The 24,179-nt window shown below is 70.1% G+C and carries 19 protein-coding genes and 1 pseudogene; 6 read left to right on the top strand and 14 right to left on the bottom strand.

Features of this window, described 5'->3' with window-relative positions; genetic code table 11:
• Positions 1-25: 25 nt before the first annotated feature.
• From TNCT6_RS21895 to TNCT6_RS21885, 3 genes are all read right to left on the bottom strand, one after another.
• A complete protein-coding gene (locus tag TNCT6_RS21895) occupies positions 26-1,267 on the bottom strand; it encodes an amidase domain-containing protein (protein ID WP_253266188.1) in 1,242 nt (413 codons plus the stop codon).
• A 186-nt stretch (positions 1,268-1,453) separates the two neighbouring features.
• On the bottom strand, positions 1,454-2,782 hold the full coding sequence (locus TNCT6_RS21890) for a hypothetical protein (RefSeq protein ID WP_141361274.1): 1,329 nt from the start codon (positions 2,780-2,782) through the stop codon (positions 1,454-1,456).
• A gap of 58 nt (positions 2,783-2,840) precedes the next feature.
• Positions 2,841-5,003 carry a transglycosylase domain-containing protein gene (locus tag TNCT6_RS21885; protein WP_253266426.1) on the bottom strand — a complete coding sequence of 721 codons (2,163 nt, stop codon included), beginning with the start codon at positions 5,001-5,003 and terminating at the stop codon, positions 2,841-2,843.
• 385 nt (positions 5,004-5,388) lie between these two features.
• On the opposite strand from TNCT6_RS21885, the gene TNCT6_RS21880 reads away from it, so the two are divergent.
• Positions 5,389-5,610, top strand: coding sequence for a zinc ribbon domain-containing protein (locus TNCT6_RS21880; RefSeq protein ID WP_100567009.1), 222 nt, complete (start codon positions 5,389-5,391; stop codon positions 5,608-5,610).
• A gap of 30 nt (positions 5,611-5,640) precedes the next feature.
• Here TNCT6_RS21880 and TNCT6_RS21875 read toward each other — a convergent pair whose 3' ends face one another.
• The 3 genes from TNCT6_RS21875 to TNCT6_RS21865 are packed head-to-tail and all read right to left on the bottom strand — an operon-like array spanning position 5,641 to position 10,245.
• A complete protein-coding gene (locus TNCT6_RS21875; protein WP_141361272.1) occupies positions 5,641-6,453 on the bottom strand; it encodes an HAD family hydrolase in 813 nt (270 codons plus the stop codon).
• On the bottom strand, positions 6,453-9,029 hold the full coding sequence (locus TNCT6_RS21870; RefSeq protein ID WP_141361270.1) for a phosphoribosyltransferase: 2,577 nt from the start codon (positions 9,027-9,029) through the stop codon (positions 6,453-6,455). The genes TNCT6_RS21875 and TNCT6_RS21870 overlap by 1 nt, the downstream gene beginning before the upstream one ends.
• A gap of 37 nt (positions 9,030-9,066) precedes the next feature.
• Entirely contained in the window at positions 9,067-10,245 is a 1,179-nt protein-coding gene (locus tag TNCT6_RS21865; protein WP_141361268.1) for an HpcH/HpaI aldolase/citrate lyase family protein, read from the bottom strand.
• A gap of 171 nt (positions 10,246-10,416) precedes the next feature.
• Here TNCT6_RS21865 and TNCT6_RS21860 point away from each other — a divergent pair, with 171 nt between their 5' ends.
• Positions 10,417-11,208: a TerD family protein gene (locus TNCT6_RS21860; RefSeq protein WP_141361266.1), complete on the top strand. Its 792-nt coding sequence runs from the start codon at positions 10,417-10,419 to the stop codon at positions 11,206-11,208.
• A gap of 30 nt (positions 11,209-11,238) precedes the next feature.
• Here the strand turns inward: TNCT6_RS21860 and TNCT6_RS21855 are convergent, their stop codons facing one another.
• The 6 genes from TNCT6_RS21855 to TNCT6_RS21830 form a co-directional block, all read right to left on the bottom strand.
• A complete protein-coding gene (locus TNCT6_RS21855) occupies positions 11,239-11,976 on the bottom strand; it encodes a Tellurium resistance (protein WP_141361264.1) in 738 nt (245 codons plus the stop codon).
• Positions 11,977-12,099: 123 nt separating this feature from the next.
• On the bottom strand, positions 12,100-13,248 hold the full coding sequence (locus tag TNCT6_RS21850; protein WP_141361262.1) for a DUF475 domain-containing protein: 1,149 nt from the start codon (positions 13,246-13,248) through the stop codon (positions 12,100-12,102).
• Between the two features lie 51 nt (positions 13,249-13,299).
• Positions 13,300-13,878, bottom strand: coding sequence for a TerD family protein (locus tag TNCT6_RS21845; RefSeq protein ID WP_141361260.1), 579 nt, complete (start codon positions 13,876-13,878; stop codon positions 13,300-13,302).
• 115 nt (positions 13,879-13,993) lie between these two features.
• Positions 13,994-14,569, bottom strand: a complete 576-nt coding sequence (locus TNCT6_RS21840) for a TerD family protein (RefSeq protein ID WP_100567001.1) — start codon at positions 14,567-14,569, stop codon at positions 13,994-13,996.
• 135 nt (positions 14,570-14,704) lie between these two features.
• Entirely contained in the window at positions 14,705-15,163 is a 459-nt protein-coding gene (locus TNCT6_RS21835) for a peroxiredoxin (RefSeq protein ID WP_141361258.1), read from the bottom strand.
• Positions 15,164-15,281: 118 nt separating this feature from the next.
• A complete protein-coding gene (locus TNCT6_RS21830) occupies positions 15,282-15,719 on the bottom strand; it encodes a DUF3052 domain-containing protein (protein ID WP_172632979.1) in 438 nt (145 codons plus the stop codon).
• Positions 15,720-16,133: 414 nt separating this feature from the next.
• Between TNCT6_RS21830 and aceE the strand changes: the two genes are divergently transcribed.
• Entirely contained in the window at positions 16,134-18,881 is a 2,748-nt protein-coding gene (gene aceE, locus TNCT6_RS21825) for a pyruvate dehydrogenase (acetyl-transferring), homodimeric type (RefSeq protein WP_141361253.1), read from the top strand.
• 106 nt (positions 18,882-18,987) lie between these two features.
• Here the strand turns inward: aceE and TNCT6_RS40995 are convergent.
• Positions 18,988-19,182, bottom strand: a pseudogene (locus TNCT6_RS40995) (small hydrophobic protein); the annotation flags it as partial.
• A gap of 179 nt (positions 19,183-19,361) precedes the next feature.
• Positions 19,362-20,981 (bottom strand): MFS transporter, encoded by a 1,620-nt coding sequence (locus TNCT6_RS21815; RefSeq protein WP_141361251.1) that lies wholly within the window; start codon positions 20,979-20,981, stop codon positions 19,362-19,364.
• Positions 20,982-21,123: 142 nt separating this feature from the next.
• Between TNCT6_RS21815 and TNCT6_RS21810 the strand changes: the two genes are divergently transcribed.
• The 3 genes from TNCT6_RS21810 to TNCT6_RS21800 all read left to right on the top strand — a co-directional run bounded on the left by TNCT6_RS21810 (position 21,124) and on the right by TNCT6_RS21800 (position 24,105).
• Positions 21,124-21,816 carry a TetR family transcriptional regulator gene (locus TNCT6_RS21810; protein ID WP_141361249.1) on the top strand — a complete coding sequence of 231 codons (693 nt, stop codon included), beginning with the start codon at positions 21,124-21,126 and terminating at the stop codon, positions 21,814-21,816.
• Positions 21,817-21,965: 149 nt separating this feature from the next.
• Positions 21,966-23,183: an alpha/beta hydrolase gene (locus tag TNCT6_RS21805; RefSeq protein ID WP_141361247.1), complete on the top strand. Its 1,218-nt coding sequence runs from the start codon at positions 21,966-21,968 to the stop codon at positions 23,181-23,183.
• A 67-nt stretch (positions 23,184-23,250) separates the two neighbouring features.
• Positions 23,251-24,105: a DUF4429 domain-containing protein gene (locus tag TNCT6_RS21800; RefSeq protein WP_141361245.1), complete on the top strand. Its 855-nt coding sequence runs from the start codon at positions 23,251-23,253 to the stop codon at positions 24,103-24,105.
• Positions 24,106-24,179: the final 74 nt, after the last annotated feature.

Here is a 24,179-nt window from a genome sequence, read left to right as displayed (position 1 = left end):
GCTCCCCGCTCCCGGAAGGCACCGCTCAGGTCCGGTAGGCGTAGTAGTACGCGTCCGGGTAGGAGGCGATGATGCTCGCCACCGACCTGTTGTAGGTGTTGGTGGAGTGGTACGACAGGTACGGCACGCCCTGCGCGGTGCGGGACGTGACGATCATGGAGTGGTCCTTGGACCCGTCCCGGTTGAAGTCCACCTGGAGCACGTCGCCGATGTCCATCTGGTAGACGTTGGCGAGGCTGGTGACCCGCTTGGAGGACAGGGCGAACCAGGAGAACTCGTTGACGCCGACGAACGAGTCCGACTGGATCTCGGAGTTCCCGAACCACTTGTGGAAGTCGTACGTGTAGCCGGGTTCGTGCTTCCAGCCGCCCGCCTTGAGGGACTGGCTGACGAAGTTGGTGCAGTCGCCGCCGGCTCCCGCCCCGTTGAAGTCGGGGTAGTCGGGGTTGTAGTTGTTCCAGTACTTCGTCGCGTACGCCGCCATGGCCTTGTAGTCGTAGGCGCCGCCGGAGAGGTTCTTCGGCGCGGCGGGCGGCTTCGTGGTGATGGCCGCGCGGGGGGCCGACGGCGGGTTGCCGTCGGCGGCGACGCTGGGGGCCGTGCTGGAGGCAGCCGGGGCCGCGGTGGTCGGAGCCGCGGTGGTCGGAGCCGGGGTGGTCGGAGCCGGGGTGGGCGCCTTGGTCGAGGCCTTCGCGGTCGGTGCCGTGGTCGACGGCTTCGCGGTCGGCGGCGTGACCACGGGCGGTGCGGCGATCTGGTTGACGGCGACGCCGTCGTCCGTGTCGCGGATGCGCGTCAGCTGCCAGTTGCCCTGCTGGTCGGCCCTGAACGTCAGCTCGTGGTGGGCCTGGAAGCCGGTGGTCTTCGGCTCGTTGCCGCGGACCCTCCGGTACGTCAGGGTCGTGGTCTCGGTGACGGCGACCTTGGCGTCGCGGCCCTTCACCTGGGTGGCGTCCAGCGACACGCTGGTCTTGGCGGCGCTGTACTTCTCACCCAGCTTCGCGAGCCGCGCCTTGCGGCCGCGCAGTTGGTCCAGGGCGGAGGTCTCCTCGCGCGACTGCGTGCCGGACAGGCGGACCTTGCCGGAGAAGCCGGACGTCAGCCGGTGGTGGCGTCCCCTGCTTCCCGGGGCGTCGTCCACCAGGGCCTGGGTGCGGTCGGTGAAGACCGCGTCGGCCAGCTTCTGGAAGGTGGCCCTGGTGGCCGCGTCCACCGTCGGGTCGTCGGTGACCGCCGCGCCCGCGCTCCAGTTGGGCGCCAGCGCCACGCCGGCGACGACCGAGGCGGCCGCCGCCGAGACTATGGTGGCGCGACGCCGTTTACGGCTTAATTTTCTTGATTTCAATGGTGTTCCCCTCTACGCCGGTAGACCTACCGGGCGACGGCATCTTCGCATGCGGTGTGGAGCTGCTGTGGAGCGGGGGCCACAAGTGGAACTCGCCCGTCCTGCACGTCAGTTGACCACCGACGACCAGTCGGGGGACTGAGCCGGGTCCAGGGCGCGCAACCGTTGCAGCGTCTCCGGCTTCTGGACGTCCAGCCAGTCGGCGAGCTCCCGGAACGAGACGCACTTGACGTCCTTCTTGGTGCAGATGTTCTTGACGACCTGGTCGATGGCCTTCATGTAGATGCCGCCGTTCCAGTCCTCGAAGTGGTTGCCGACGAACAGGGGCGCCCGGCTGCCGTAGTAGACGCGGTTGAATCCGGCCATGTAGGAGTCGACGGTCTGCTGCTCCCACTGCGGGAAGTTGGCCGGATCGCCCTGGGTCTCACCGTTGGACTGGTTGTAGAGGAAGTTGAAGTCCATCGACAGGCCCTGGTACTTGCCGTCCTCGTAGGGGAGCATCTGGAGCGGGAAGTCCCAGATGCCCTCCTTCTTCGACGGCCAGATCTGGAAGTCGCCGGGCGAACTGGCGTCGTAGCGCCAGCCGTAGTCCTTGATGGCCTTCAGCAGGTTGGGCTGCCCCTCCAGGCAGGGCGCGCGTCCGCCGGTGATCTCCTTCCTGAAGTCGAAGGGCAGCGGCGGGACGTCGGTGAGGCCGCTGTTGGTCTTCCACTTCTCCGCGAAGGAGTAGAACTGGTCGATCTCGCTCTTCCACTCCTTGACGCTCCAGTCGCCGCCGCCCTTGGCGCCGCAGAAGTGGCCGTTGAAGTGGGTGCCGATCTCGTTGCCGTCCTCGTACGCCGCGCCGAGCTGCTCCAGGGTGGTGCGGATGTGGTCCACGGTGGCGTAGTCGATGGCGGCGGCGCCCGCCGAGTGCTGCGGCGGGTGGTAGAGGTCCTTCTTGGCCTTGGGCAGCAGGTAGATGCCCGTGAGGAAGAAGGTCATGTGGGCGTCGTACTCCTTGGCCAGCTCGCGGTAGTGCGAGAACAGGCGGTCGTCGCCCTCCAGGGCGCCGTCCCAGGAGAAGACCACGAACTGCGGCGGTTTCTCGCCGGGTTTGAGCGGCTTCGGCTTCCACTCGGCCTTCTGCGGACCGGTGTAGGAGGTGGAGCCGTCGCCGAGCACCCGGACCTTCCCGTCCCACTCGGGCTCCTCGGCCGCCCCGGACGGGGAACCGGCGTCCTTGGGGCCGTCCTTGGGGCCTTCCTCGGGGCCGGCCTTGGCGTCCGCTTTCTTGGATCCGGCGGACGCGGTCGGCGTGGTCGAGTCGGCACGGGTCAGCGTCAGGAACCCCGCCACCACGGAGGCGACGACCAGCAGGGCGGCCAGGGTCAGGAACTCGGGGCGGGTGGCGCGGCGGGGCGCACGGGCCTTGCGCCGACGGCCGGTTGACTTCATGGGGGGGCTCAATCTGCGAGGGGGGTGGTGGGGGGTGGGTGCGGCCGGGCCGCCGGGTTCAGCCGAGTGGGTTCATGGCACCGGCCCAGATCCCGTAGGGAACGCTGTCGGCCGGGGTGCCGGCGACTCCTTCCAGCGGCAGCGGTTCGAGGCTCTTGGCCAGGTCCATGCGGTAGACGACGACCGCCGTGGACACCGACTCAACCGTGCCCGCGTACCAGGCGGCGGTGTCGTCCTCGGTGGTGCCGGCCTTGCCCGCGACCGGTGCCGTGCCGGACGCCGCGCCCGGGTGGGCGGTGCGGAAGGAGTCGCCGAGCGCCTCGGTGACCGCCTCGGCCACGCCCCGGCCGAACGCGCGCCGTGTGGCCGGGGTGTCCAGCCGGACGGAGGAGCCGTTGCGGGTGATGCGCCGCACCGAGTACGGCTCGGTGTGCGTGCCCTTGGCGGCGAAGGTGGCGTAGCCGCTGGCCATCCGGATCGCGCTCGGGGTGGAGCTGCCCAGGGACAGCGCGGGCACCTGCGGGCCCATGCTGGAGGGCAGCAGTCCGGCCGCCTGGGCGGTCTGCTTGACCCGGTCCAGCCCGGTGTCCATGCCGAGTTGCATGAACGGCGTGTTCACGGAGTTCGCGAGCGCCTGGTGCAGGCTGATCCGCCCCCAGGACTTCTTGTCGTCGTTGTGGGCGGACACCTTCTTCCCGCTGCGGTCCCAGTAGGGGCCCTCGGGGGTGGTGACGGGCACGTCGTCGTCGCCGTCGTAGAGGGTCTGGGGGGTGACCTGCTCCCTGGGGACGTCACGCCGCTTGGTGACGCCGTGCTCGAGTCCGGCCGCGTAGACGAACGGCAGGAAGGCCGAACCGGCGGGGACGGTGGAGGCGTTGGACTCGTTGTAGCCCTGGGTGCGGTGGTCGGGACCGCCGTAGACGGCGAGGATGCGGCCGTCGGCGGCCACGGAGGCGGCGCCGTAGTGCACGGTCCCGGCCGGGCCGGGGCTGGTCTTCCGCGCCTTCTTGCGGGCCTTGGTGACCTCGTCGGTCAGTGTGCTCTCCCGCTTGCGGTCGAAGGTGGTGTAGATCTGGTAGCCGCCCAGGTCGAACTGCTGGTCGGTGATGTGCGCGGTCTTCCTGGCGTACTGCGAGGCCAGTTCGACCAGGTAGTCGCTCTGCTGACCGGTGTCGTAGAGCGGGTTGCGCTTGAACGGCTCGGGGAACGTGCGGAACTTGGCGCGTTCGGCCCGCGACAGCTTGCCGATCTTGACCATGCGGTCGAGCGTCCAGGTCCAGCGCTCCACGGCCCGGCTGTGGTTGGCCGGGCTCAGGGTGGGGTCGTAGAGCCCGGCGCCCTTGAGCAGGGAGGCGAGGAAGGCGGCCTCACTGGCGTCGAGGTCGCCGACGTCCTTGCCGTAGTAGGCCTGGGCGGCGCGCTGGATGCCGTAGGTGCCGCGGCCGAACCAGCTGGTGTTGAGGTAGCCCTCGAGGATCTTGTCCTTGCTCATCCGGTTGTCCAGCTTGAGCGCGATCATCGCCTCGGTGAACTTGCGGCTGACGGACTGGTCCTGGGAGAGGTAGACGTTCTTGACGTACTGCTGGGTGATGGTGGAGCCGCCCTGGGTGTCGCCCTTGCCGACGGTGCGCCACAGGGCCCGGCCGATGCCCGTGAAGGAGATGCCGGGGTCGCTGTAGAAGCTCTCGTTCTCGGCCGCGAGGACCGCCCAGCGGACGTCCTCGGGTATGTCCTTCAGCGGCATCGCCTGGCGCTGCACCCAGCCGGTACGGGCCATGGGGGTGCCGTCGGACCAGAAGTAGACGTTGTCCTGCTGGGTGGCGTAGGTGTTCAGGTTCCGCGGAATGTCGGTCGCGGCGTAGGCGATGGTCAGGAGGACGGTGCTCAGGCCCAGGGCCGAGAGGGTGGCGCCGAGCCACTGCTTCCAGGAGGGCAGCCAGCGCCGCCAGCCGGTGCGGCCGGGGCGCGGGTAGACCGGTTTCAGTTTCCGTGCGTACGGCGCGGCCACCGCGACGAGAGGGGCGAGGCGCCGGGTCAGGGCCGGGGGGAGCGTGGGGCCGGTGCGCGGCTTGCGGCGGTCGGCGCGCCGCCGGGACGGACCGTCGGACGGGTCGGGCGGTTCGGGCGGTTCGGGCTGCGTCTGTAAGGCGCGTAACTGCATCGTCTCGTGCGGCTGCGCGCTCGCGTGCCGGCCGCGGAGGGCGTCGACCTTCAGCTGCATGGTCTCGTCCGCTCGGCGCAGCGCGTCGACCTTGAGCTGGATCGTTTCCTCCGCACGCACCGACCGGTCGGTCCGCGACGGGTCCGGTGGTCCGTCCTCGGCGCGGCTCCCGCCGGTCCGGCGGTCCTCCTCCGGAAGGCCGTCCCCCCGCCCTGCCTCCGTCACTACTGCGTCCTCCTCCGCACTTTCGTCTTGCTCGCGCGGGTCGACACAGTCACCGCAACTGCGGCTGCCCTCCCCCTTGTTCGCAGCCGCCACGCGGCCCTCGCGGCGCTACAAAATTATCAGCCGTCTTTTCAATTTCTCCGCACAAGAACTGGACAGAAACCAAGACATAAGAAACACGAAGGGCTGTGCGTCCGGTCACGCCCGTTAATCTGGGCACATGCCTCGCTACGAGTACCGCTGCCGGAGCTGCGGCGACACCTTCGAACTGAGTCGTCCCATGGCGGAGTCGTCCGCCCCGGCGAGCTGCCCCGCCGGGCACGACGACACGGTCAAGCTGCTGTCCACGGTCGCGGTGGGCGGCTCGGCGGCCGCACCGGCACCCGCGCCGCGGTCCGGCTCGGGCGGCGGCGGGTGCTGCGGCGGAGGCTGCTGCGGCTGACGCTCCTACCGGCTGCCGCGGCTGACGCTCCTACCGGGGCGCCCGGGCCGCCCTGAGGAACTCCCGCACGATCCGCTCGCCGGCGAGCACCCCGCGCTCGGGCAGGGCGGCGATGCCGGGTGCCGTCCAGCCGGTGTCGGCCAGTTCGCCGTGTCCGGGCCGCCAGCCGCGGTCCACGGCGTGCAGCAGGTCGGCGTCCAGCAGCGAGTCGCCGGCGCCGAGGACGAGGTCGGCGCCGGTGCGGCGGGCCACCTCGCGCACGGCGGCGCTCTTGGTCAGCGGCTTGGGGACGGCGTAGAGCTTGCGGCCCTGCAACGAGACCGTCCAGCCCCGGCCGGCCGCCCACGCGGCCAGCTCCTTCACCCACTCCTCGGGCAGCAGCTCGCGCTCCACCACGAGGTAGGCGAACAGATCCTCGGCGACGCGGTGCTTGCGCACCCAGGCCGGGTCGGCGGTGCGCAGCAGGTGCTCCTGGACCTCCGCGAGCGACGCGCACTCGTCGGCCAGCCGCGCGAGGACCCGCCGGTGCCAGTCGCCGTCCGACACGCCGTCCACCAGCAGATGGCCGCCGTTGGCGCAGACGGCGTACGTCGGGGCCGGGCCCGGCAGGTTGATGCGCAGGTACTGCTTGCGGGTGCGGGTCGTGGCGGGCACGAACACCGCCGTGTCGGCGAGATCGGTGAGCAGCTGGGCCGCCGTCTCGGTCAGGTACGACAGCGGCCTGCTCTCGTGCACCTCCACGCACAGCAGCCTGGGTGCCCGCGCGTCCGGCATGGTCAGCGCCAGGGCGGCGGAGGAGTAGATGAGCGTACGGTCGAGATCGCTCGCCACCAGGACCGGCATCAGAGGGTCACCGCCCTGCCGTCGGCCCCGGTCGCCCCGCGCGTGTACCGGGGGTGGATCAACCCCACGCAGCTGTAAGGCAGTTCGTCCACCTCCTCGACCGGGACCCCGCGCTGCGCGGCCAGCAGCCGTACGTGGTCCAGGTCGGCGCCGGCGCCGGCCCGCGCCAGGATCTTCCACGGCACCCGGCGCAGCAGCACGCGGGTGGTCTCGCCGACGCCGGGCTTGACCAGGTTCACGTCGTGGATGCCGTACTCCTCGCTGATGCGCTCGACCGCCGCCCAGCCCTCCCAGGTGGGGGTGCGGTCGGTGGACAGCAGTTCCTTGGCGGCGGTGTCGACGCTGTCGGCGACCTCGGGGAAGCACTGGGAGACGGCGCCGAGGAAGACGTTCGACACGTCGGCGCCGGCCAGTTCGCGGTAGAACTTCGCGCCGTGGAAGTCGTGCGGGCCGACCAGGTCCGCGCGCAGCACGGTCCGCGAGATCAGGCCGGACACGGTGGAGTTGAGGCAGGCGGAGGGTATGAGGAAGTCCTCCCGGGTGCCGTACGTCCGCACGCACGAACCGGGGTCGGCCAGCACCGCGATCTCCGGGTCGAACCCGGTGATCCCTTCGCTATCCTCGAACTCCCTGACCGCCCGCGCCAGTTCGCGGGTGATGGCGCCCTTGCCGGTCCAGCCGTCGACGAAGACGACGTCGCGGGGGTCGTGGTGAGCGGCCAGCCAGCGCAGCGCGTTGGTGTCGATGCCGCGGCCGCGCACGATCGACACCGCGTAGTGCGGCAGGTCCCGGCCGTGCCGGAACCGGGCCCAGCGCCGCATCAGTACGCCGACGGGTGTCCCGGCGCGGGCCAGCGAGACGAGCACGGGGCCGGCGCCCGAGGTCTCCTCCGTCCCGGCCGGGTTCCTCCGGCGCAGGGAAAGTTCGGCGAGGATCGTCTCGGTGACCACGCCCACGGCCCGGGCGATCCGCGCGGCGGAGGCCGCCAAAGCCGTGTGGAACAGCTCCTGGTACTGCTCGCTGGGCTGGTACTCCACCGGCAGCGACTCGGCGTAGTGGGCGCCGCCGCTCTGGATCGCCTCCTCGCGCTCCTCCGTCGGCGCCTCCAGCGTCGCGTCCGAGAGGTCCTGGAGCAGCCAGCCGACCTCGTCGGGCGCGTACGAGGAGAAGGCGGGGCCGCGGAGGGGCTCGGGCAGCATCGGGGACCTTTCGGGGGCGTGCGGGGGCACGGGGTGGTACGAGGGCACGACCGCGAGCAGGACGTGCGGGGTGTGCGCGGCGAGCCGGGCCAGCAGGCCGGTGGGCGCGTGCAGTTCGGGGGTGTCGGCGGCGGAGTCGACGACGGCGACCACGGCGTCGAAGCCGCCGCCGGCGACGTTGTAGGCGTAGCGCTCGCCGGGGCCGTCGGCCGGGTCGTCGTGCGCCGGGAAGACCAGCCGGGTGCGGATCGCGTAACCGGGGTCGTCCACGGCCAGCACGGGCGAGCGGGTGGTGGTGGAGTACCGCACCTCGGCCTCCACGACCTGCTCCACCTCCCGCGCCAGCCGCAGCGGCGCGTACATCAGCTCCTCGCAGCCGAGCACCAGCACCTGCCGCGCGTCCCGGGGCAACGCCTCGGCGATCCGGGCGGCCATGGCGGGCAGCGCCCACTCCAGCCGGTCCCGGTGCACCGGCGTGAACCCGTGCCGCCCCCCGTCCGGCACCCCCCGGGGCCAGCGCAACTCGACCCGCCGGACCCGCCCGGCCCCCCGCTGCCCCGGAACGACGGACGCCTCACACACGGCAGTGCCCTCCGCCCCCGCCGAAGCACCGGCCGGGGGTGGTACCTGCTCCGTGCGGAACGCGGCCGGTTGGGCTGCCTCGTGGTGTGCGACGAGGTCCTGGCCCCTCTCCAGGACGTCCGCGGGGAGGCGGACCGTGCCGGAGGCGGTGGTCACCAGGGACACCTGGGCGTCGATCCGGTCGGCGAACTGCCGCAGGCGGTCCGCGTCGGACGGGGTCCGCATGTCGACCAGCGCGACCACGACGTACCGCTTGCGCGGATAGCGGGCGTGCAGGTCGCGGATGGTGTTCAGGACCGTGTTGCCGGTGGAGAACTCGTCGTCCACCAGGACCAGCGGGCCGTCGGAGGCCAGCAGGGCGGGGTTCTCGGGCAGCAGGAGGTGGGAGGTGGCGTGCGAGTGGGACTCCTCGAAGCCGCCGGCCGGGGCGACACCGGGGACCGGGCGGCGCGTGGAGTGCAGGTACGGCGCGGTGCCGAGGCCGTCCGCGACCGCGTGGCCGAGGCCCGTCGCGGTCTCCGCGTAGCCCAGGACGACCGCCCGGCCGCACTGGTCGGCGCCCAGCAGGTCGCGGACCCGGCGGCCCAGGGCGAACCCGTGGCCGTACACGACCGAGGGCGACTGCGGCACGTGCTTGCCGAGCACGTTGGACACGAGCAGGTGCGCCCGCTTGGGGTTGCGGCGCAGCGCGAGACCCAGCAGGCCCGTCAGCCGGTCGTCGCCCACGAGTTCGACCCCGAGTCGCTCGGCGACCCAGGTGCCGGACCAGAGCCCGTCGTTCACTGGCTTGTTCATGCCTTCCTTGTGTGCCCTCGGCGGTGATGCGGTGCGGTCAGTCGGAGACCGCGGCGGCCAGCAGTTCCACGAAACCGACGTCCTCCCGCGCGACACCGAAGACCTCGGCGCGCAGCAGGGTCCGCTCGGCCCAGGCGCGGTGCGGCTTCACCTCGTTCATCTTGTTCGTGTACGCCGACCTCAGGACGCCCCCGCCGCCGCGCTCGGGCCGCAGGATGTCCGCCGCGTCGCTGAACTCCTCGTGGCTGACCACCGACAGCGCGTGCACGGGCAGGACGTGGGAGGGGTGGATGCAGGTCTTGCCGAGCAGCCCGTTGGCCTGGTCCAGGGAGATCTCCCGCAGCAGCCCGTCCATCGCGTGCTCGATCAGCTTCTCGCGAAGCTCGACGGCCTGCACCTCCATGAAGGGGCTCTGCCGCAACTGTGGCTTGAACATGCGCTCCTGCACCCGGAAGTACTCCCACACCGGCCCGGTCACCGTGAACCCGGTGCCGTCGGCGCGCCCCAGCATGTTCACCACGTCGGCGATCACGGAGGCGACGACCTGGAGGTCGTAGGCGGTCATGTCGGGGGCCCTGCGCAGCCCGTACGAGGAGCAGAAGTCCGTCACGCCGAGGCGCAGCGCGAGCACCCGGTCGCGGTACTTGTCGACCGCGCGGAAGATCCCCTCCAGGGTCTCCACCCGCGACTCCCGGTAGAGCAGCTCGGGCGATTCGAGGACCGGCATGGCGAACAGCCGTCGTCCGCTCCCCGCCTCGGCGGCCTGCACCGCCTCCAGGAACGGAATGCCCCGCTCCGCGGTGAACTTCGGCAGCACGAACCCGGACAGCAGCCGCACCGCGGGCCCGAGGCGCCGCACCAGGTCGGGGATCTGCTCGGGGACGCGGACCCGGATGAACAGCAGCGGGAGCTCCACGGAGCCGGACGCCCGCTCGAGCGCGGCCAGTTCGGCGAACTGCCGGACCAGGTTCTCCTCGCCGTGTTCCACCTCGGCGTCGTCGATCGAGTCCTCCAGGCACAGCACCATCGAGACCACACCACGCCCCGCCTGCTTGACGATGTCGTCGGCGAGCCGCGGCCGGGTGGCCGGACTGTAGAGCGTGGCGCCCAGGGCCGCGGAGAGCGTCCGCGCCGGGGAGCCAGCGGTGAACTCGCACGGCTCCTGATGGAACAGGCGCTGCCGCACCTCGGTGGCGAGGTGCCCGAAATGACGCATGAAGCTCCCCCCGTGGCGCATCGAGCGGCCTGCGAAGACTGTCAAAAGGTGGCCGGTAATAGTACGTACGAATCCATGTCCGAGGTTCCCGTGGGGCATGAATTTCAGGTAACCCGGCCGTGTCCATGCCCCGCGTTGTCGTGACCAGGACGGAGAAGGCAGGATGACCGCATGACGCACGCGATGCTGAAAGGGTCGAACGTCCCGCTGGACGTCACCACGGTACGGGCCGTGGTGCGCTGGACGCCCGGGCAGGGCATCCCGGACGTCGACGCCTCCGCGCTGGTCCTGGGTCCCGGCGGCCGTGTGCGCTCCGACGAGGACTTCGTCTTCTACAACCAGCCGCGGCATCCGTCCGGGAAGGTCTGGCGGCTGGGCAAGAAGCGGGTCGCCGACGGCCTGACGGACACGGTCCAGACGGATCTCGCCGGGCTGGACCCGGACGTGCTCCGGATCCTGCTGGTCGCCTCGGCGGACGGCGTCGCCTTCGACGTCGTACAGGGACTGCGCATCCTGCTGTACGACGCGACGGCCGCCGATGAGGAGCCGCTGGCCTACTTCGACATCAAACCGGAGACCGGCCAGGAGACCGCGCTGATCTGCGGTGAGCTGTACCGGCGGGGCGACGGTTGGAAGTTCCGCGCGCTCGGCGAGGGCTACTCGAACGGCCTGAAGGGCCTCGCCACGGACTTCGGCATCTCGGTGGACGAGTCGGAGGAGGCGCAGGGCTCGCAGGGCGCGGGCGCCGCTCCGGCCGCGCAGCCGCTGCCGCCGGAGCAGCCCGTGCAGGTGCCCTCGGCGGCTCAGCCGGCCTACGGGTATCCGCAGCCGGTGTACAGCTACCCGCAGCAGCCGGTGGCGGCCACGGCCCCGTCCGGGTACGGGTATCCCCCGCCGGTGGCGGCCGCGCCCGACCCGGAGTTCCGGCTGCCGCCGCAGGGGCCGCAGTTCATCGGACGGTAGGCGGTACGGCCGGGGGTAGCCCGGCTCGCGCTACCGGTCCGCCTTGGACTTGTAGCCCCGCCCCCACTGGAGGCCCCAGCCGTACAGGCGGTCCAGTTCCGACTGGAAGCCGTAGACGAACTTGACCTCGCGGCGGACGACCAGTTCGCCCTTGACGTTCTCGATCAGGACCACCGCGCACGAGCGTGCCTGCGGGTGGCGTTCGTCGAGGCCGATCTCGATGCGCGGGCCGTTGCTCGGATACATCGTGACGATCGCGTGGGTGCGGTCGAAGGCGGGTGTCTGGTCGTAGATGTAGACGAAGACCAGCAGCCGTTTGATCTCGTCCCGGTGGTCGAGGTTGATGTACATGGTCTCGCCGGACGCGGACCCGAACCGGTCGTCGCCGCTGAGCTTGACGTACGGCGGTGCGTTCACGTCGCCGAGGAAGCCGCCGAGGGGCTGCACGACGCCCTTGGTGCCGTCGGACAGCTCGTACATGCAGCCGAGGTCGAGGTCGACGTTGACCATGCTCTGGCTGTGCCCTTGCACCTCCGGCGGCTTGAGCGCCTTGAACGGGTGCCGCAGCAGGCTCTGCCGGGCCGGACCGTCGAAGTCCGAGGTGCGCATCCGCCAGGTCAGGTTGACGCGCAGATGCCCGGTGGCCGCGCCCTGCTTGGTCAGCGACACCTGATGGTGCCGCTTGGTCAGCTCGATCGCGTTGGACGAGGCGCTGCCCGAGTCGAAGTCGGCCGCGCGTCCTCCCAGCAGACCGTCGAAGAAGCCCATGTCCCTTTCCGCCCCCAGTTCACCGCACACCGGACCCATGCGACGGGGCGGCCCCGAAGGACCGGTTCGACCCGGTCCTCGTCGGCCGCCCCGCACAAGAGCGTTCCCTCACCCGGAGGGCTGTCACACCCCTGAGGAGACCTCGCTCTGCGCGTCCGCCCCCGCGGCGCTCGTCTCGGCCGCCGCCAGGGCGCGGTTGCGGCGCACCGAGGACCAGAAGGACCAGGCGATGAGGACCACGCCGACCAGGCCGGTGATCACCTCGTTGATCTCGTACTGGATGGTGACCATGAGGATCACGGCCAGCGCGCCGATCGCGTAGTGCGCGCCGTGCTCCAGGTAGACGTAGTCGTCGAGGGTGCCCTGGCGGACCAGGTAGACCGTGAGCGAACGGACGTACATGGCGCCGATGCCGAGGCCGAGGGCCATCAGGACGATGTCGTTGGTGATGGCGAAGGCGCCGATCACGCCGTCGAAGGAGAAGGAGGCGTCGAGCACCTCGAGGTAGAGGAACATGAAGAACGCGGCCTTGCCGGCCAGGGCGACCGCCGAGCGCTTCTTGCCGGTGCGCGCGGCCTCTTCCTCCTCCTCGTGCTCGCGTTCCTCCTCTTCCTCGAGCTTGTCCTCGAAGTAGCCGGACAGTCCGCCGACGACCATGTACGTGATCAGACCGGCGATGCCGGCGATCAGCACCGTCTGCGCCTTGTCGATGTGCGCGCCGCCGTGCTGGTGGGCGTTGGCGGCGAAGGTGAAGGAGGTGATGAGCAGCACGGCCAGGGCGATGCAGACCGACAGCATGTCGATCTTGCCGAGCTTGGCGAGCGGCCGCTCGATCCAGTGCAGCCACTTGATGTCCCGGTCCTCGAAGATGAAGTCCAGGAAGATCATCAGCAGGAACATGCCACCGAACGCGGCGATCGCCGGGTGGGCGTCCGTGACCAGCTGCTGGTAGCGGTCCTTGTTGTTGAGCGCGAGGTCGACGGCCTCGATGGGGCCCATCTTGGCGGTGATGGCGACGATGACGACGGGGAAGACCAGCCGCATGCCGAAGACCGCGATGAGCACACCGACCGTGAGGAAGATCTTCTGCCAGAAGGCGTTCATCTTCTTCAGGATTCCGGCGTTGACGACCGCGTTGTCGAAGGACAGCGAGATCTCGAGGATGGACAGGATCGCCACGATCCCGAAGGCGGTCCACCCCCCGTACAAGACCGCCGCGGCCAGGCCGAGCGCGGTGACCGCGAACGACCAGCCGAATGTTTTCAGAAGCACTGGCTACCCAATCCGTATCCGGTACGGGTCTCCCCCGCGCCGCACATGCCTTTACGAAACGTTGACCCCGAAGTCTAGAGCGATCCCGCGCAGTCCCGACGCGTACCCCTGGCCCACGGCACGGAATTTCCATTCGCCGTGGTAGCGGTAGAGCTCGCCGAAGATCATGGCGGTTTCGGTGCTGGCGTCCTCGCTCAGGTCGTAGCGGGCGAGTTCCGCGCCGTCCGCCTGGTTGACCACGCGGATGAAGGCGTTGGAGACCTGGCCGAAAGTCTGGCCGCGCTCGTCGGCCATGTGGATGGAGACCGGGAAGACGATCTTCTCGCACTGCGCCGGCACCCTGGTGAGGTCCACCAGGATCGTCTCGTCGTCGCCCTCGCCCTCACCGGTGAGGTTGTCACCGGTGTGCTCCACCGAGCCGTCCGGGCTCGTGAGCTGGTTGTAGAACACGAACCAGTCGTCGCCCAGCACCCGGTTGGCGCCGCTGCACAGCAACGCGCTGGCGTCGAGGTCGAAGGGGGCTCCGGTGGTGGAGCGCTCCTCCCAGCCGAGTCCGACCATGACGTTGGTCAGGTTCGGTGCGGCTTTGGAGAGGGAGACATTGCCTCCCTTGGCGAGCGTGACGCCCATGATGCTGGTCCTCCCCGAGGTGGTGCCTGTGTGGTTGTCCTGCGCGTCCGGCGCCGCGCTGAAACGCGCGGCGCCGGACGGGTCGGGATTGGTGCGAAGCCGTGCAGACCTGGACTCAGACGTTCACGCCGAAGTCCTGCGCGATACCGCGCAGGCCCGACGCGTAGCCCTGGCCGATGGCGCGGAACTTCCACTCCGCGCCGTGGCGGTACAGCTCGCCGAAGACCATGGCCGTCTCGGTGGAGGCGTCCTCGCTGAGGTCGTACCGTGCGATCTCCTGGCCGCCGGCCTGGTTCACCACGCGGATGTAGGCGTTGCGCACCTGTCCGAAGGACTGCTGGCGGTTCTCGGCGTCGTAGATCGAGACCGGGAAGACGATCTTGTCGACGTCGGCCGGGACGCCGGCCAGGTTGACCTTGATCGTCTCGTCGTCGCCCTCGCCCTCACCGGTGAGGTTGTCACCGGTGTGCTCGACCGAGCCGTCCGGGCTCTTGAGGTTGTTGAAGAAGACGAAGTGCTGGTCGCTGACCACCTTGCCGGAGTTGTTCAGCAGCAGCGCGCTGGCGTCGAGGTCGAAGTCGCTGCCGGTCGTGGTGCGGGCGTCCCAGCCCAGGCCGACGAGGACCGCGGTCAGGCCCGGGGCCTCCTTCGTCAGCGATACGTTGCCGCCCTTGCTGAGGCTGACTCCCACGAGTCCTCCATTGGTGTCCGGGGGCGGAAGCCCCGTCGTGCATCGGATATGGGATCAACGACTCGATCCTAGTGACGGGTTCCCGCGCCACGCAGGCCCTGGAGCCGAAGAATCACAGGTGTCGGGGACACCGGGTCACAGGGTGTCGAGCGCCTTCACGTAGTCGTTGAGGTCGCGCGCGTCCGGCAGGCCGTTGACCACGGTCCAGCGCACGACGCCCTCCTTGTCGATGATGAAGGTGCCGCGCACCGCGCAGCCCTTGCCCTCGTCGAAGACGCCGTAGGCGCGCGAAGTGTTGCCGTGCGGCCAGAAATCGCTCAGCAGCGGGTACTCCAGGCCCTCCTGCTCGCCGAAGACGCGCAGGGTGTGGATGGAGTCGTTGGAGACGGCGAGCAGCTGGGTGTCGTCGTTGACGAACTTCGGCAGGTTGTCGCGCAGGGCGCACAGCTCGCCGGTGCACACACCGGTGAAGGCGAACGGGTAGAAGAGCAGCACCACGTTCTTCTCGCCGCGGAAGTCGGACAGCTTCACGGTCCGGCCGTGGTTGTCCTTGAGTTCGAAGTCGGGCGCCTTGTCGCCGACCTGGATCGCCATCGTCCTGCTTCCCTTCGGTGGGACTGTTCGGGTGATACCACCCTACGCAGTGATCACCGCAAGCCGACGGACGGGCCGACACGAGTCGGCCCGTCCGGGGTCCTGGGACGAGGTGGAGCTACTTCTTGGACTTGGCTGCCTTGGGCGTCGCGAGGCGGCTGCCGCTCCAGTCCTTGCCGACGCTGACGCTCTTGCTCGCCGACAGACCCGCCGTGGTCGCGGCTTCCGAGATGTCGCTCGGCTCCACGTAGCCCGAACGGCCCGTCTTCGGTGTGAGGAGCAGGATCGCGCCACCCTCTTCGATGTACGTGGTGGCGTCCACCAGCGCATCCGTCAGGTCGCCGTCGTCGTCGCGGAACCACAGCACCACGGCGTCGGCCACGTCGTCGTAGTCCTCGTCCACGAGCTCGCTGCCGCTCGTTTCCTCGATGGCCTCGCGGAGGTCCTGGTCGACGTCGTCGTCGTAGCCGATCTCCTGGACCACCTGCCCGGGCTGGAATCCCAGCCTGGCGGCCGGGTTAGTCCGCTCCTCCGCGTGGTCCGCGGTCGCGCTCACGGGTTGCCTCCTGATGATGTTGCGATTTAGGTCTTCAGCCACGCGCGTGCGCGAAGCATTGGCCGTAGTCCACACGGGCGGGCCGGATCGCGCAAGTACCCGGCGGTTCAGACCGCCGAAACGGTGACGATCCCGGCTGTGTCGCCGCAACTCCTGACACGGTATCGCGATCAGCGGTGACACACACCACACCGTTCTGTCCGGTTCGCGTGTTCGGGAGCACGCGTCCGGGCAGGGGACGCCCGATGAAACCCCAGGGTTACCTCGCGGTAGAGATGACGTGCGGCTTGCGCGAGGTACACGATGGGGAACGGTGCAGGCACAGGCAGACAAACCTACAGGAACTCAGGAAACCAACAGAACGAACCCAGATACGCCCCAGACATGTCAGCCCTCTGACAGGTAAGGAACAGCGTGGCTTCCGGATCCGATCGAAACCCGATCATCATTGGCGGCCTCCCGAGTCAGGTTCCTGACTTCGATCCCGAGGAGACCCAGGAGTGGCTCGACTCGCTCGACGCCGCGGTCGACGAGCGGGGCCGGGAGCGGGCCCGCTACCTCATGCTCCGGCTGATCGAGCGCGCCCGCGAGAAGCGCGTGGCCGTGCCCGAGATGCGCAGCACGGACTACGTCAACACGATCCCCACCAAGAGCGAGCCGTTCTTCCCCGGCAACGAGGAGATCGAGCGCAAGATCCTCAACGCCACGCGCTGGAACGCCGCGGTGATGGTCTCCCGCGCCCAGCGGCCGGGCATCGGCGTCGGCGGCCACATCGCCACCTTCGCCTCCTCCGCCTCCCTCTACGACGTCGGCTTCAACCACTTCTTCCGCGGCAAGGACGACGGCCGGGGCGGCGACCAGGTCTTCTTCCAAGGGCACGCCTCACCGGGCATCTACGCGCGCGCGTACCTGCTGGACCGGCTCACCGAACAGCACCTGGACGGCTTCCGCCAGGAGAAGTCCAAGTCGCCGTACGGCCTGTCCAGCTATCCGCATCCACGCTCGATGCCGGACTTCTGGGAATTCCCGACGGTCTCCATGGGCCTCGGCCCGATCGGCGCGATCTTCCAGGCCCGGATGAACCGGTACATGCACGCGCGCGGGATCGCGGACACCTCCGACTCGCACGTGTGGGCCTTCCTCGGCGACGGCGAGATGGACGAGCCGGAGTCGCTCGGCCAGTTGTCCATCGCCGCCCGTGAGGGCCTGGACAACCTGACCTTCGTGGTCAACTGCAACCTCCAGCGCCTGGACGGCCCGGTCCGCGGCAACGGCAAGATCATCCAGGAGCTGGAGTCGGTCTTCCGGGGCGCCGGCTGGAACGTCATCAAGCTGATCTGGGACCGCACCTGGGACCCGCTGCTGGCCCAGGACCGCGACGGCGTGCTGGTCAACAGGATGAACACCACGCCGGACGGCCAGTTCCAGACCTACGCCACCGAGTCCGGCGCCTACATCCGCGAGCACTTCTTCGGCGACGACCACCGGCTGCGCAAGATGGTCGAGAACATGACCGACCAGCAGATCCTGCACCTGGGCCGCGGCGGCCACGACCACCGCAAGATCTACGCGGCCTACAAGGCGGCCCTGGAGCACAAGGGGCAGCCGACGGTCATCCTGGCCAAGACGATCAAGGGCTGGACGCTCGGTCCGAACTTCGAGGGCCGCAACGCCACCCACCAGATGAAGAAGCTGACGGTCGACGACCTCAAGCACTTCCGCGACCGGCTGCACCTGCCGATCTCCGACCGGGAGCTGGAGTCCGGCCCGCCGCCGTACTACCACCCGGGCCGAGACACCGAGGAGATCCAGTACATGCACGACCGCCGCAAGGGCTGCGGCGGCTACGTGCCGACCCGGATGGTGCGCTCCAAGCCGCTCGAACTGCCGGGCGGCCGGACGTACGCGTCCGTGAAGAAGGGCTCGGGCCAGCAGTCCATCGCGACCACCATGGCCTTCGTGCGGCTGCTGAAGGACCTCATGCGGGACAAGGAGATCGGCAGGCGGTTCGTGCTGATCGCGCCGGACGAGTACCGCACGTTCGGCATGGACTCCTTCTTCCCGAGTGCGAAGATCTACAACCCGCTCGGCCAGCAGTACGAGTCCGTCGACCGCGATCTGCTGCTCGCCTACAAGGAGTCGCCGACCGGGCAGATGCTGCACGACGGCATCTCCGAGGCGGGCTGCACGGCCTCGCTGATCGCGGCGGGCTCGGCCTACGCCACCCACGGCGAGCCGCTGATCCCGGTGTACGTCTTCTACTCGATGTTCGGTTTCCAGCGCACCGGCGACCAGTTCTGGCAGATGGCCGACCAGCTGGCGCGCGGTTTCGTCCTGGGCGCGACCGCCGGCCGCACGACCCTGACCGGTGAGGGTCTCCAGCACGCCGACGGCCACTCCCAGCTGCTGGCCTCCACCAACCCGGCGTGCGTGGCCTACGACCCGGCGTACGGGTACGAGATCGCGCACATCGTGCAGGACGGCCTGCGCCGCATGTACGGCGGCGACGAGCGGCATCCGCACGGCGAGGACGTCTTCTACTACCTCACCGTCTACAACGAGCCGATCCAGCAGCCGGCCGAGCCGGCGGACGTCGACGTCGAGGGCATCCTCAAGGGCCTGCACCGGCTCGGCGAGGGCACGGCGGGCGACATCCCGGCGCAGATCATGGCGTCGGGCGTGGCGGTCCCGTGGGCCCTCGAGGCCCAGCGGATCCTCGCCGGGGAGTGGAACGTCAGGGCCGGCGTCTGGTCCGCGACCTCCTGGAACGAGCTGCGGCGCGAGGCCGTGGCGTGCGAGGAGTACAACCTGCTGCACCCGGAGGAGGAGCAGCGGGTGCCGTGGTTGACGCGGAGGCTGAGCGCGGCCGAGGGGCCGTTCGTGGCCGTCTCCGACTGGATGCGCTCGGTGCCGGACCAGATCGCGCGGTGGGTGCCGGGGACGTACCAGTCGCTGGGCGCCGACGGCTTCGGCTTCGCCGACACCCGTGGGGCGGCCCGGCGGTTCTTCCACATCGACGCCCAGTCGATCGTGCTGGCGGTGCTGACGGAGCTGGCCCGTGAGGGCAAGGTCGACCGGTCGGTGCTGAAGCAGGCCCTCGACCGCTACCGGATCCTGGAGGTGTCGGCGGCCGACCCGGGCACGGCGGGCGGCGACGCCTAGAGCCGGAGAAACGTCTGGAGCCGGAAACCGGAAAAGGGAGGGCGGCGGGCCATCGGTCCGCTGCCCTCCCTTTTCCGGTGTCAGAACAGGTTTTCCGGTGTCGGAACAGGCCGTTGCCCGGGGTCGCCGCTCCGGCAAGCCGGACGACGGCCAGGAGCGTGTCGATGGCGCCCAGGACCACGGCGACCAGCGCCGGGAGCGAGCGGCCGCCCGTCCAGGTGCGGCCCATCGCGAGCCGGCCGCAGACGACCGCCGCCGGGCCGAGGACGATGCCCAGCGCGAAGAAGCCGGCGATCGCGCACCCCGGTTCCGGCCGCCGAAGCCGCCCGCACGCCGCTCCCCACCGGCGGCGCGCCGCGGCCGCTTCTCCCCCGTCCTCTGCGGAGGACTTGACCCACTGTCACCTGCGAAGCGGGCCGAAATCCAGGGATCGTCGGCGGAGTCACCCTGACGGGCGAACTCCGCCGCTCGAAGGGGTCCTCAGATGTGGCCGACGCCCGCGCCCGCCTCCGCGTTCTCCCCGCGCTTGGTGAGCAGCGCCACGAGGACGGCCACGGCCGCGATTGCGGCGGCGACGAGGGAGGCGAGGCTCATGCCGGAGATGAAGGTGTCGTGCGCGACGGTGGTGATCTTCGTGGCGATCATCTCGGGCGTGCCCTGCGGCACCGGCGCCGCGCCGAACTGGACCGCCTCGGAGGCCTGGTCCAGCTGGGCGGGGGTGAGCGGCGGGAGCCCCGCGTCCTTCCAGTTGCCGGCCAGGTCGTTGTTGACCTTGGAGGCCATCACGGCGCCCAGCACGGCCGTACCGAGGCTGCCGCCGATCTGCATGGCGGACTGCTGGAGCCCGCCGGCCACACCGGACAGCTCCAGGGGCGCGTTGCCGACGATGACCTCGGTGGCACCGACCATGACGGGGGCGAGGCCGAGGCCGAGCAGGGCGAACCAGAGCGACATGGTGAGGCTGCTGGTGCCCGTCTCGAGCGTCGACATGCCGTACATGGCGAGCGCGGTGGCGGCCATGCCGCCCGCCAGCGGGATGCGCGGGCCCACCTTGGTGATCATGAAGCCCGCGAGCGGGGAGCCGACGATCATCATGCCGGTGAGCGGGAGGAGGTGCGTACCCGCCTCGATCGGGCTCATCCCGTGCACGTTCTGGAGGTAGAAGGTGACGAAGAACAGACCGCCCATGAACGCGATGGCCATCAGCACCATGAGCACCACGCCGGCGGACAGCGGGACCGAACGGAACAGCGCCAGCGGGATCAGCGGCTCCTTCACCTTCGTCTCCCAGAAGGCGAAGGCGGCGAAGCCGAGCACGGACGCGGCGATGAACGTCCATGTCGTGCCGTCGCCCCAGCCCCAGGCCGGAGCCTTGATCAGGGCCCACACCAGGCAGAACATCGCGCCTGAGAGCAGGACGATGCCGGGGATGTCGAAGGAGCGCGGCGCGTTCTCGGCGCGGTGGTCGAGCAGGATCAGCAGGCCCAGGACCAGGGCGAGAACGCCGACGGGCACGTTGATGAAGAACACCGACTGCCAGTTGACGTGCTCGACGAGCACACCGCCGAGGATCGGGCCGCCGGCGGTGGAGGCACCGATGACCATGCCCCAGATGCCGATGGCCATGTTCAGCTTCTCGGCCGGGAAGGTGGCCCGCAGCAGGCCGAGCGCGGCCGGCATCAGCAGCGCCCCGAACAGGCCCTGGAAGACCCGGAAGGTGATGACCATGGCGATGCTGTTCGACAGGCCGATGGCGCCCGAGGCGGCGGCGAAGCCGGTCACGCCGATGAGGAAGGTCTGCCGGTGCCCGAAGCGGTCACCGAGCTTGCCCGCGGTGATCAGGGAGACCGCGAGGGCGAGGAAGTAGGCGTTGGTGATCCACTGCACGTCGGCGAGGGTCGCGTGCAGTTCCTTGCCGATGACGGGGTTGGCGATGGCCACGATGGTGCCGTCGAGGGCCACCATCATGACCCCTACGGCGACGGTGATCAGGGTGACCCACGGGTGCCCTCGCAGCCCCTTGGCGGGCGTGGGGTCCGATGGGCCCGCTGGGGCTTTGTCCCCCGGCCCCGTCGTGTCGATGGTGGTCTGACTAGTCATACATTCGAGGCTAATGACAGTCACTGACAAACGACAAACCAATTCACAAGTCGGTAACTGACATGCCACTCCTCTATAGTCTGATCAGGGGAAACTGTTCGCGTTCGGGGAAGCGGTGCGGAAGAGAAGTCCGGAGAGGTCCATGGAGACGGCGGGGACCGCCGGGACGGCGCCACGGACGGTGTCGCGGACGTCGGCACGGCCGGGGCTGCGGGAACGCAAGAAGCGGCGCACCCGCGACGCACTGCTGCGGGCGGCGCTGGAACTGTTCACCACCCAGGGGTACGAACGGACGACGGTCGACGAGATCGCCGAGGCCGTCGACGTCTCCCAGCGCACCTTCTTCCGCTACTTCCCCAACAAGGAGGAGGCCGCCTTCGCCGTGCAGGAGATCGTGGAGGCGCACTTCGTCGACTCGCTGCGCGCCCGCCCGCCCGGGGAGGCTCCGCTGGAGGCGCTGCGCCGGGGCCTGCTGGAGGGCTGGGACACGATCAGCGACGCCGTGGGGAGCGTCGTGCCCGTGGAGCTGTACCTGCGCATGTTCCGGGTGATCGAGTCGACGCCGGCCCTGTTCGCCGAACATCTGCGCCGTTCGTCGGAGACCGAGGAGCAGATCGCGCGGCTGCTCGCCGAGCGCGAGGGCCTCGACGTGAACGCCGATCCGCGGCCGCGGCTGGCGGTGGCCGTGTTCGGCGCGGTGATGCGGGTGACGAGCCGTCAGTGGAGCACACGCGAGGACGCCGGCCAGGAGGCCATGCGGGAGCTCACCGCCGCGTACCTCGACCAGGTGGGCCCCGCGCTCACCGGGAACTGGCGTACGAGCCCGCGGCCTTGAGCCCGGACATTCAACCGATCTTGAACTGCCGTACGCAGGACCGATCTTGAACACGCTCACCGGCTGAGGTCACCGTCACACTGCTCGAAACGTGATACCTGTCACTCGGTTAACGCGAGACCGCCCCGTTCTCCTAGTGTGTCCTCCCAGTGACTTCCTTCGACACCTCCCCACAACTCAACGTCTGGCGCGCACTGCTCGCGCTGGCCGTGGTCTTCGTGATGCTGGCCACCACCGGCTGGACCGCGGTGCGCGGCCATCGCGGAACCACCGCCCTCCAGGCGTCGCTGACCGCCTGGGACCACGGCCGCCTGCACGGGCACCGGCTGCCGGACGCGGACGCCTCCCCCACCCTGCTGCGGCGCTTCTTCGCCTCGCTCGGCGCGCAGGACCGCGGCCGGCTCGCCCGTCGCTACCCGCTCGCGGTCGGCAACATGGCCGGCGCCCCGGTCCGGCTGCGCTACCAGGCCAATCGGATCGCGCTCCACCAGGCACGCAAGGTCGAGCTGGCCCGTATGCACGACAGCCGGCTCTCACCGGTCGGGCAGCAGGACGCGGGCCGCCGCATGCAGCGCTACACCTCGCTGATGGCGAAGGACCGGCAGATCCTGGCCTTCGATCCCGACGGGACGGGCCGGGTCGCCGAGGTCTTCGGCAACCTGGGGAGAGCCGAGCGGGTCTCCGTCGTCGTCCCCGGCGTCGACACCGACCTGTTCACCTTCCGGAAGACCTACCGCCCGTACTCGGCGCCGTACGGCATGGCGAAGTCGCTGTACGCGGCCGAGCGCAGGGCGGCCCCCTCGACCCGTACGGCCGTGATCGCCTGGGCCGACTACACCGCGCCCAGCGGGCTCGGCGTGGACGCGGCCACGGCGATGCGCGCCGAGGAGGGCGCGGTGCGGCTGAACAAGCTGCTGCGGGGACTGCCCGGCGACTCGTCCGTCTCGCTGTTCTGCCACAGCTACGGGTCGGTGGTGTGCGGCGTCGCCGCGCGGGAGCTGCCGCAGCGGGTGTCCGACATAGCGGTGGCCGCAAGCCCCGGCATGCGGGTGCGGAGCGCCTCCCAACTGCACACCTCCGCCCGGGTGTGGGCGATGCGGGACGCCACCGACTGGATCCAGGACGTGCCCTACCTCGAACTCGGCGGCCTCGGCCACGGCGCCGACCCGGTCTCCGCGGACTTCGGGGCACGGGTGCTGTCGGCACGGGGTGCCAAGGGCCACGCCGGTTACTTCGAGCCGGGCACCGACAGCCTGGCGAACTTCGCCGAGATCGGGGTCGGCTCGTACGGGTCGGTGCGGTGCGCACATGACGATGACGGATGCCGGGCGGATTTGTCCGGCGCGACACCGGCCGGACGCGCGTAGAGACAGCAGGAACTGCGGTCTGCCCGGGGAGGGACGAAGGAGCTTTGCGCCCCCTACGATGAGCCGCATGGGTGACGTACTGACCGGATTTCACGCTGCCTGGGAGTTCGAGTCCGATTCCGTGCTCATCCGTTACGAACGGGGGATTCGAACACCCAAGCTCTTCCAGGCTCTCGGTGCCCGCCGGATCCCGCTGGCGGCACTCGCGGGTGTGACACTCACCGCGGGCCGACGCGGCACCGTGGTCCTGAGTGCCGAACCCAGACCGGGCGCCGATCCGCTGATGGAGGCGGCCGACGGGCAACTCAAGGAGGGGTGCGACCCGTATCGGTTGGTGCTGCCCGCCGAGCGGGAGACGCTGGCCGAGTACTACGCCGAGGAACTGCGCGCCCGCCTTTCCGCGAACGGGCCGGCCGACCGCCACCTGGTGGCGGCACCGCAGGCCCCTCAGCAGTTCAAGGCCTACGACGGGAAGGCGTCCTTCGACGGTACGGCGGTGCGGTTCCGGTGGTCGTGGACGGGAGCCTCCTCGGCCAAGTGGAAGGCCGGCGACCAGAGCTTCCCCGTCGCCGACATGGGCGGGGTGGAGTGGCGCTCGCCCGAGGTGTTCGAGGGGCATCTGCGGCTGCTGCCGCGCGATCCGGGTGCCGCCGCGCAGTCGCGGCAGCCGGATCAGGATCCGGCCGCGGTGGTGTTCGGGCTCGGGTACGGGCCCGTGCACGAGTCACTGCCGTTCGCCACGGCCGTACTGGCCGCGGTGCGGGCGGCGGGCCCGGCGACGCCGGTGCCGGTGCCGGCCCCGCGCCGCGACCCCGCGGACATCGCGGAGCGGATCCGCCACCTCGGGGAGCTGCATCGGGCGGGGCTGGTGACCGACGAGGAGTTCTCGCTGAAGAAGGCGGAACTCCTGGCCGAGCTGTAGCGGCCCGGCCAGGAGCGCCCGTGCCGCCGGCGCGGCACGGGCGGGCTTCCGTCCGGCCGCACCCGGCGGCGGGC

The sequence above is a fragment of the Streptomyces sp. 6-11-2 genome (assembly GCF_006540305.1).
GTDB lineage: Bacteria > Actinomycetota > Actinomycetes > Streptomycetales > Streptomycetaceae > Streptomyces.
The sequence above is the reverse complement of the archived record's forward strand: the minus strand, read 5'-3'. Positions and strand labels throughout refer to the sequence as shown.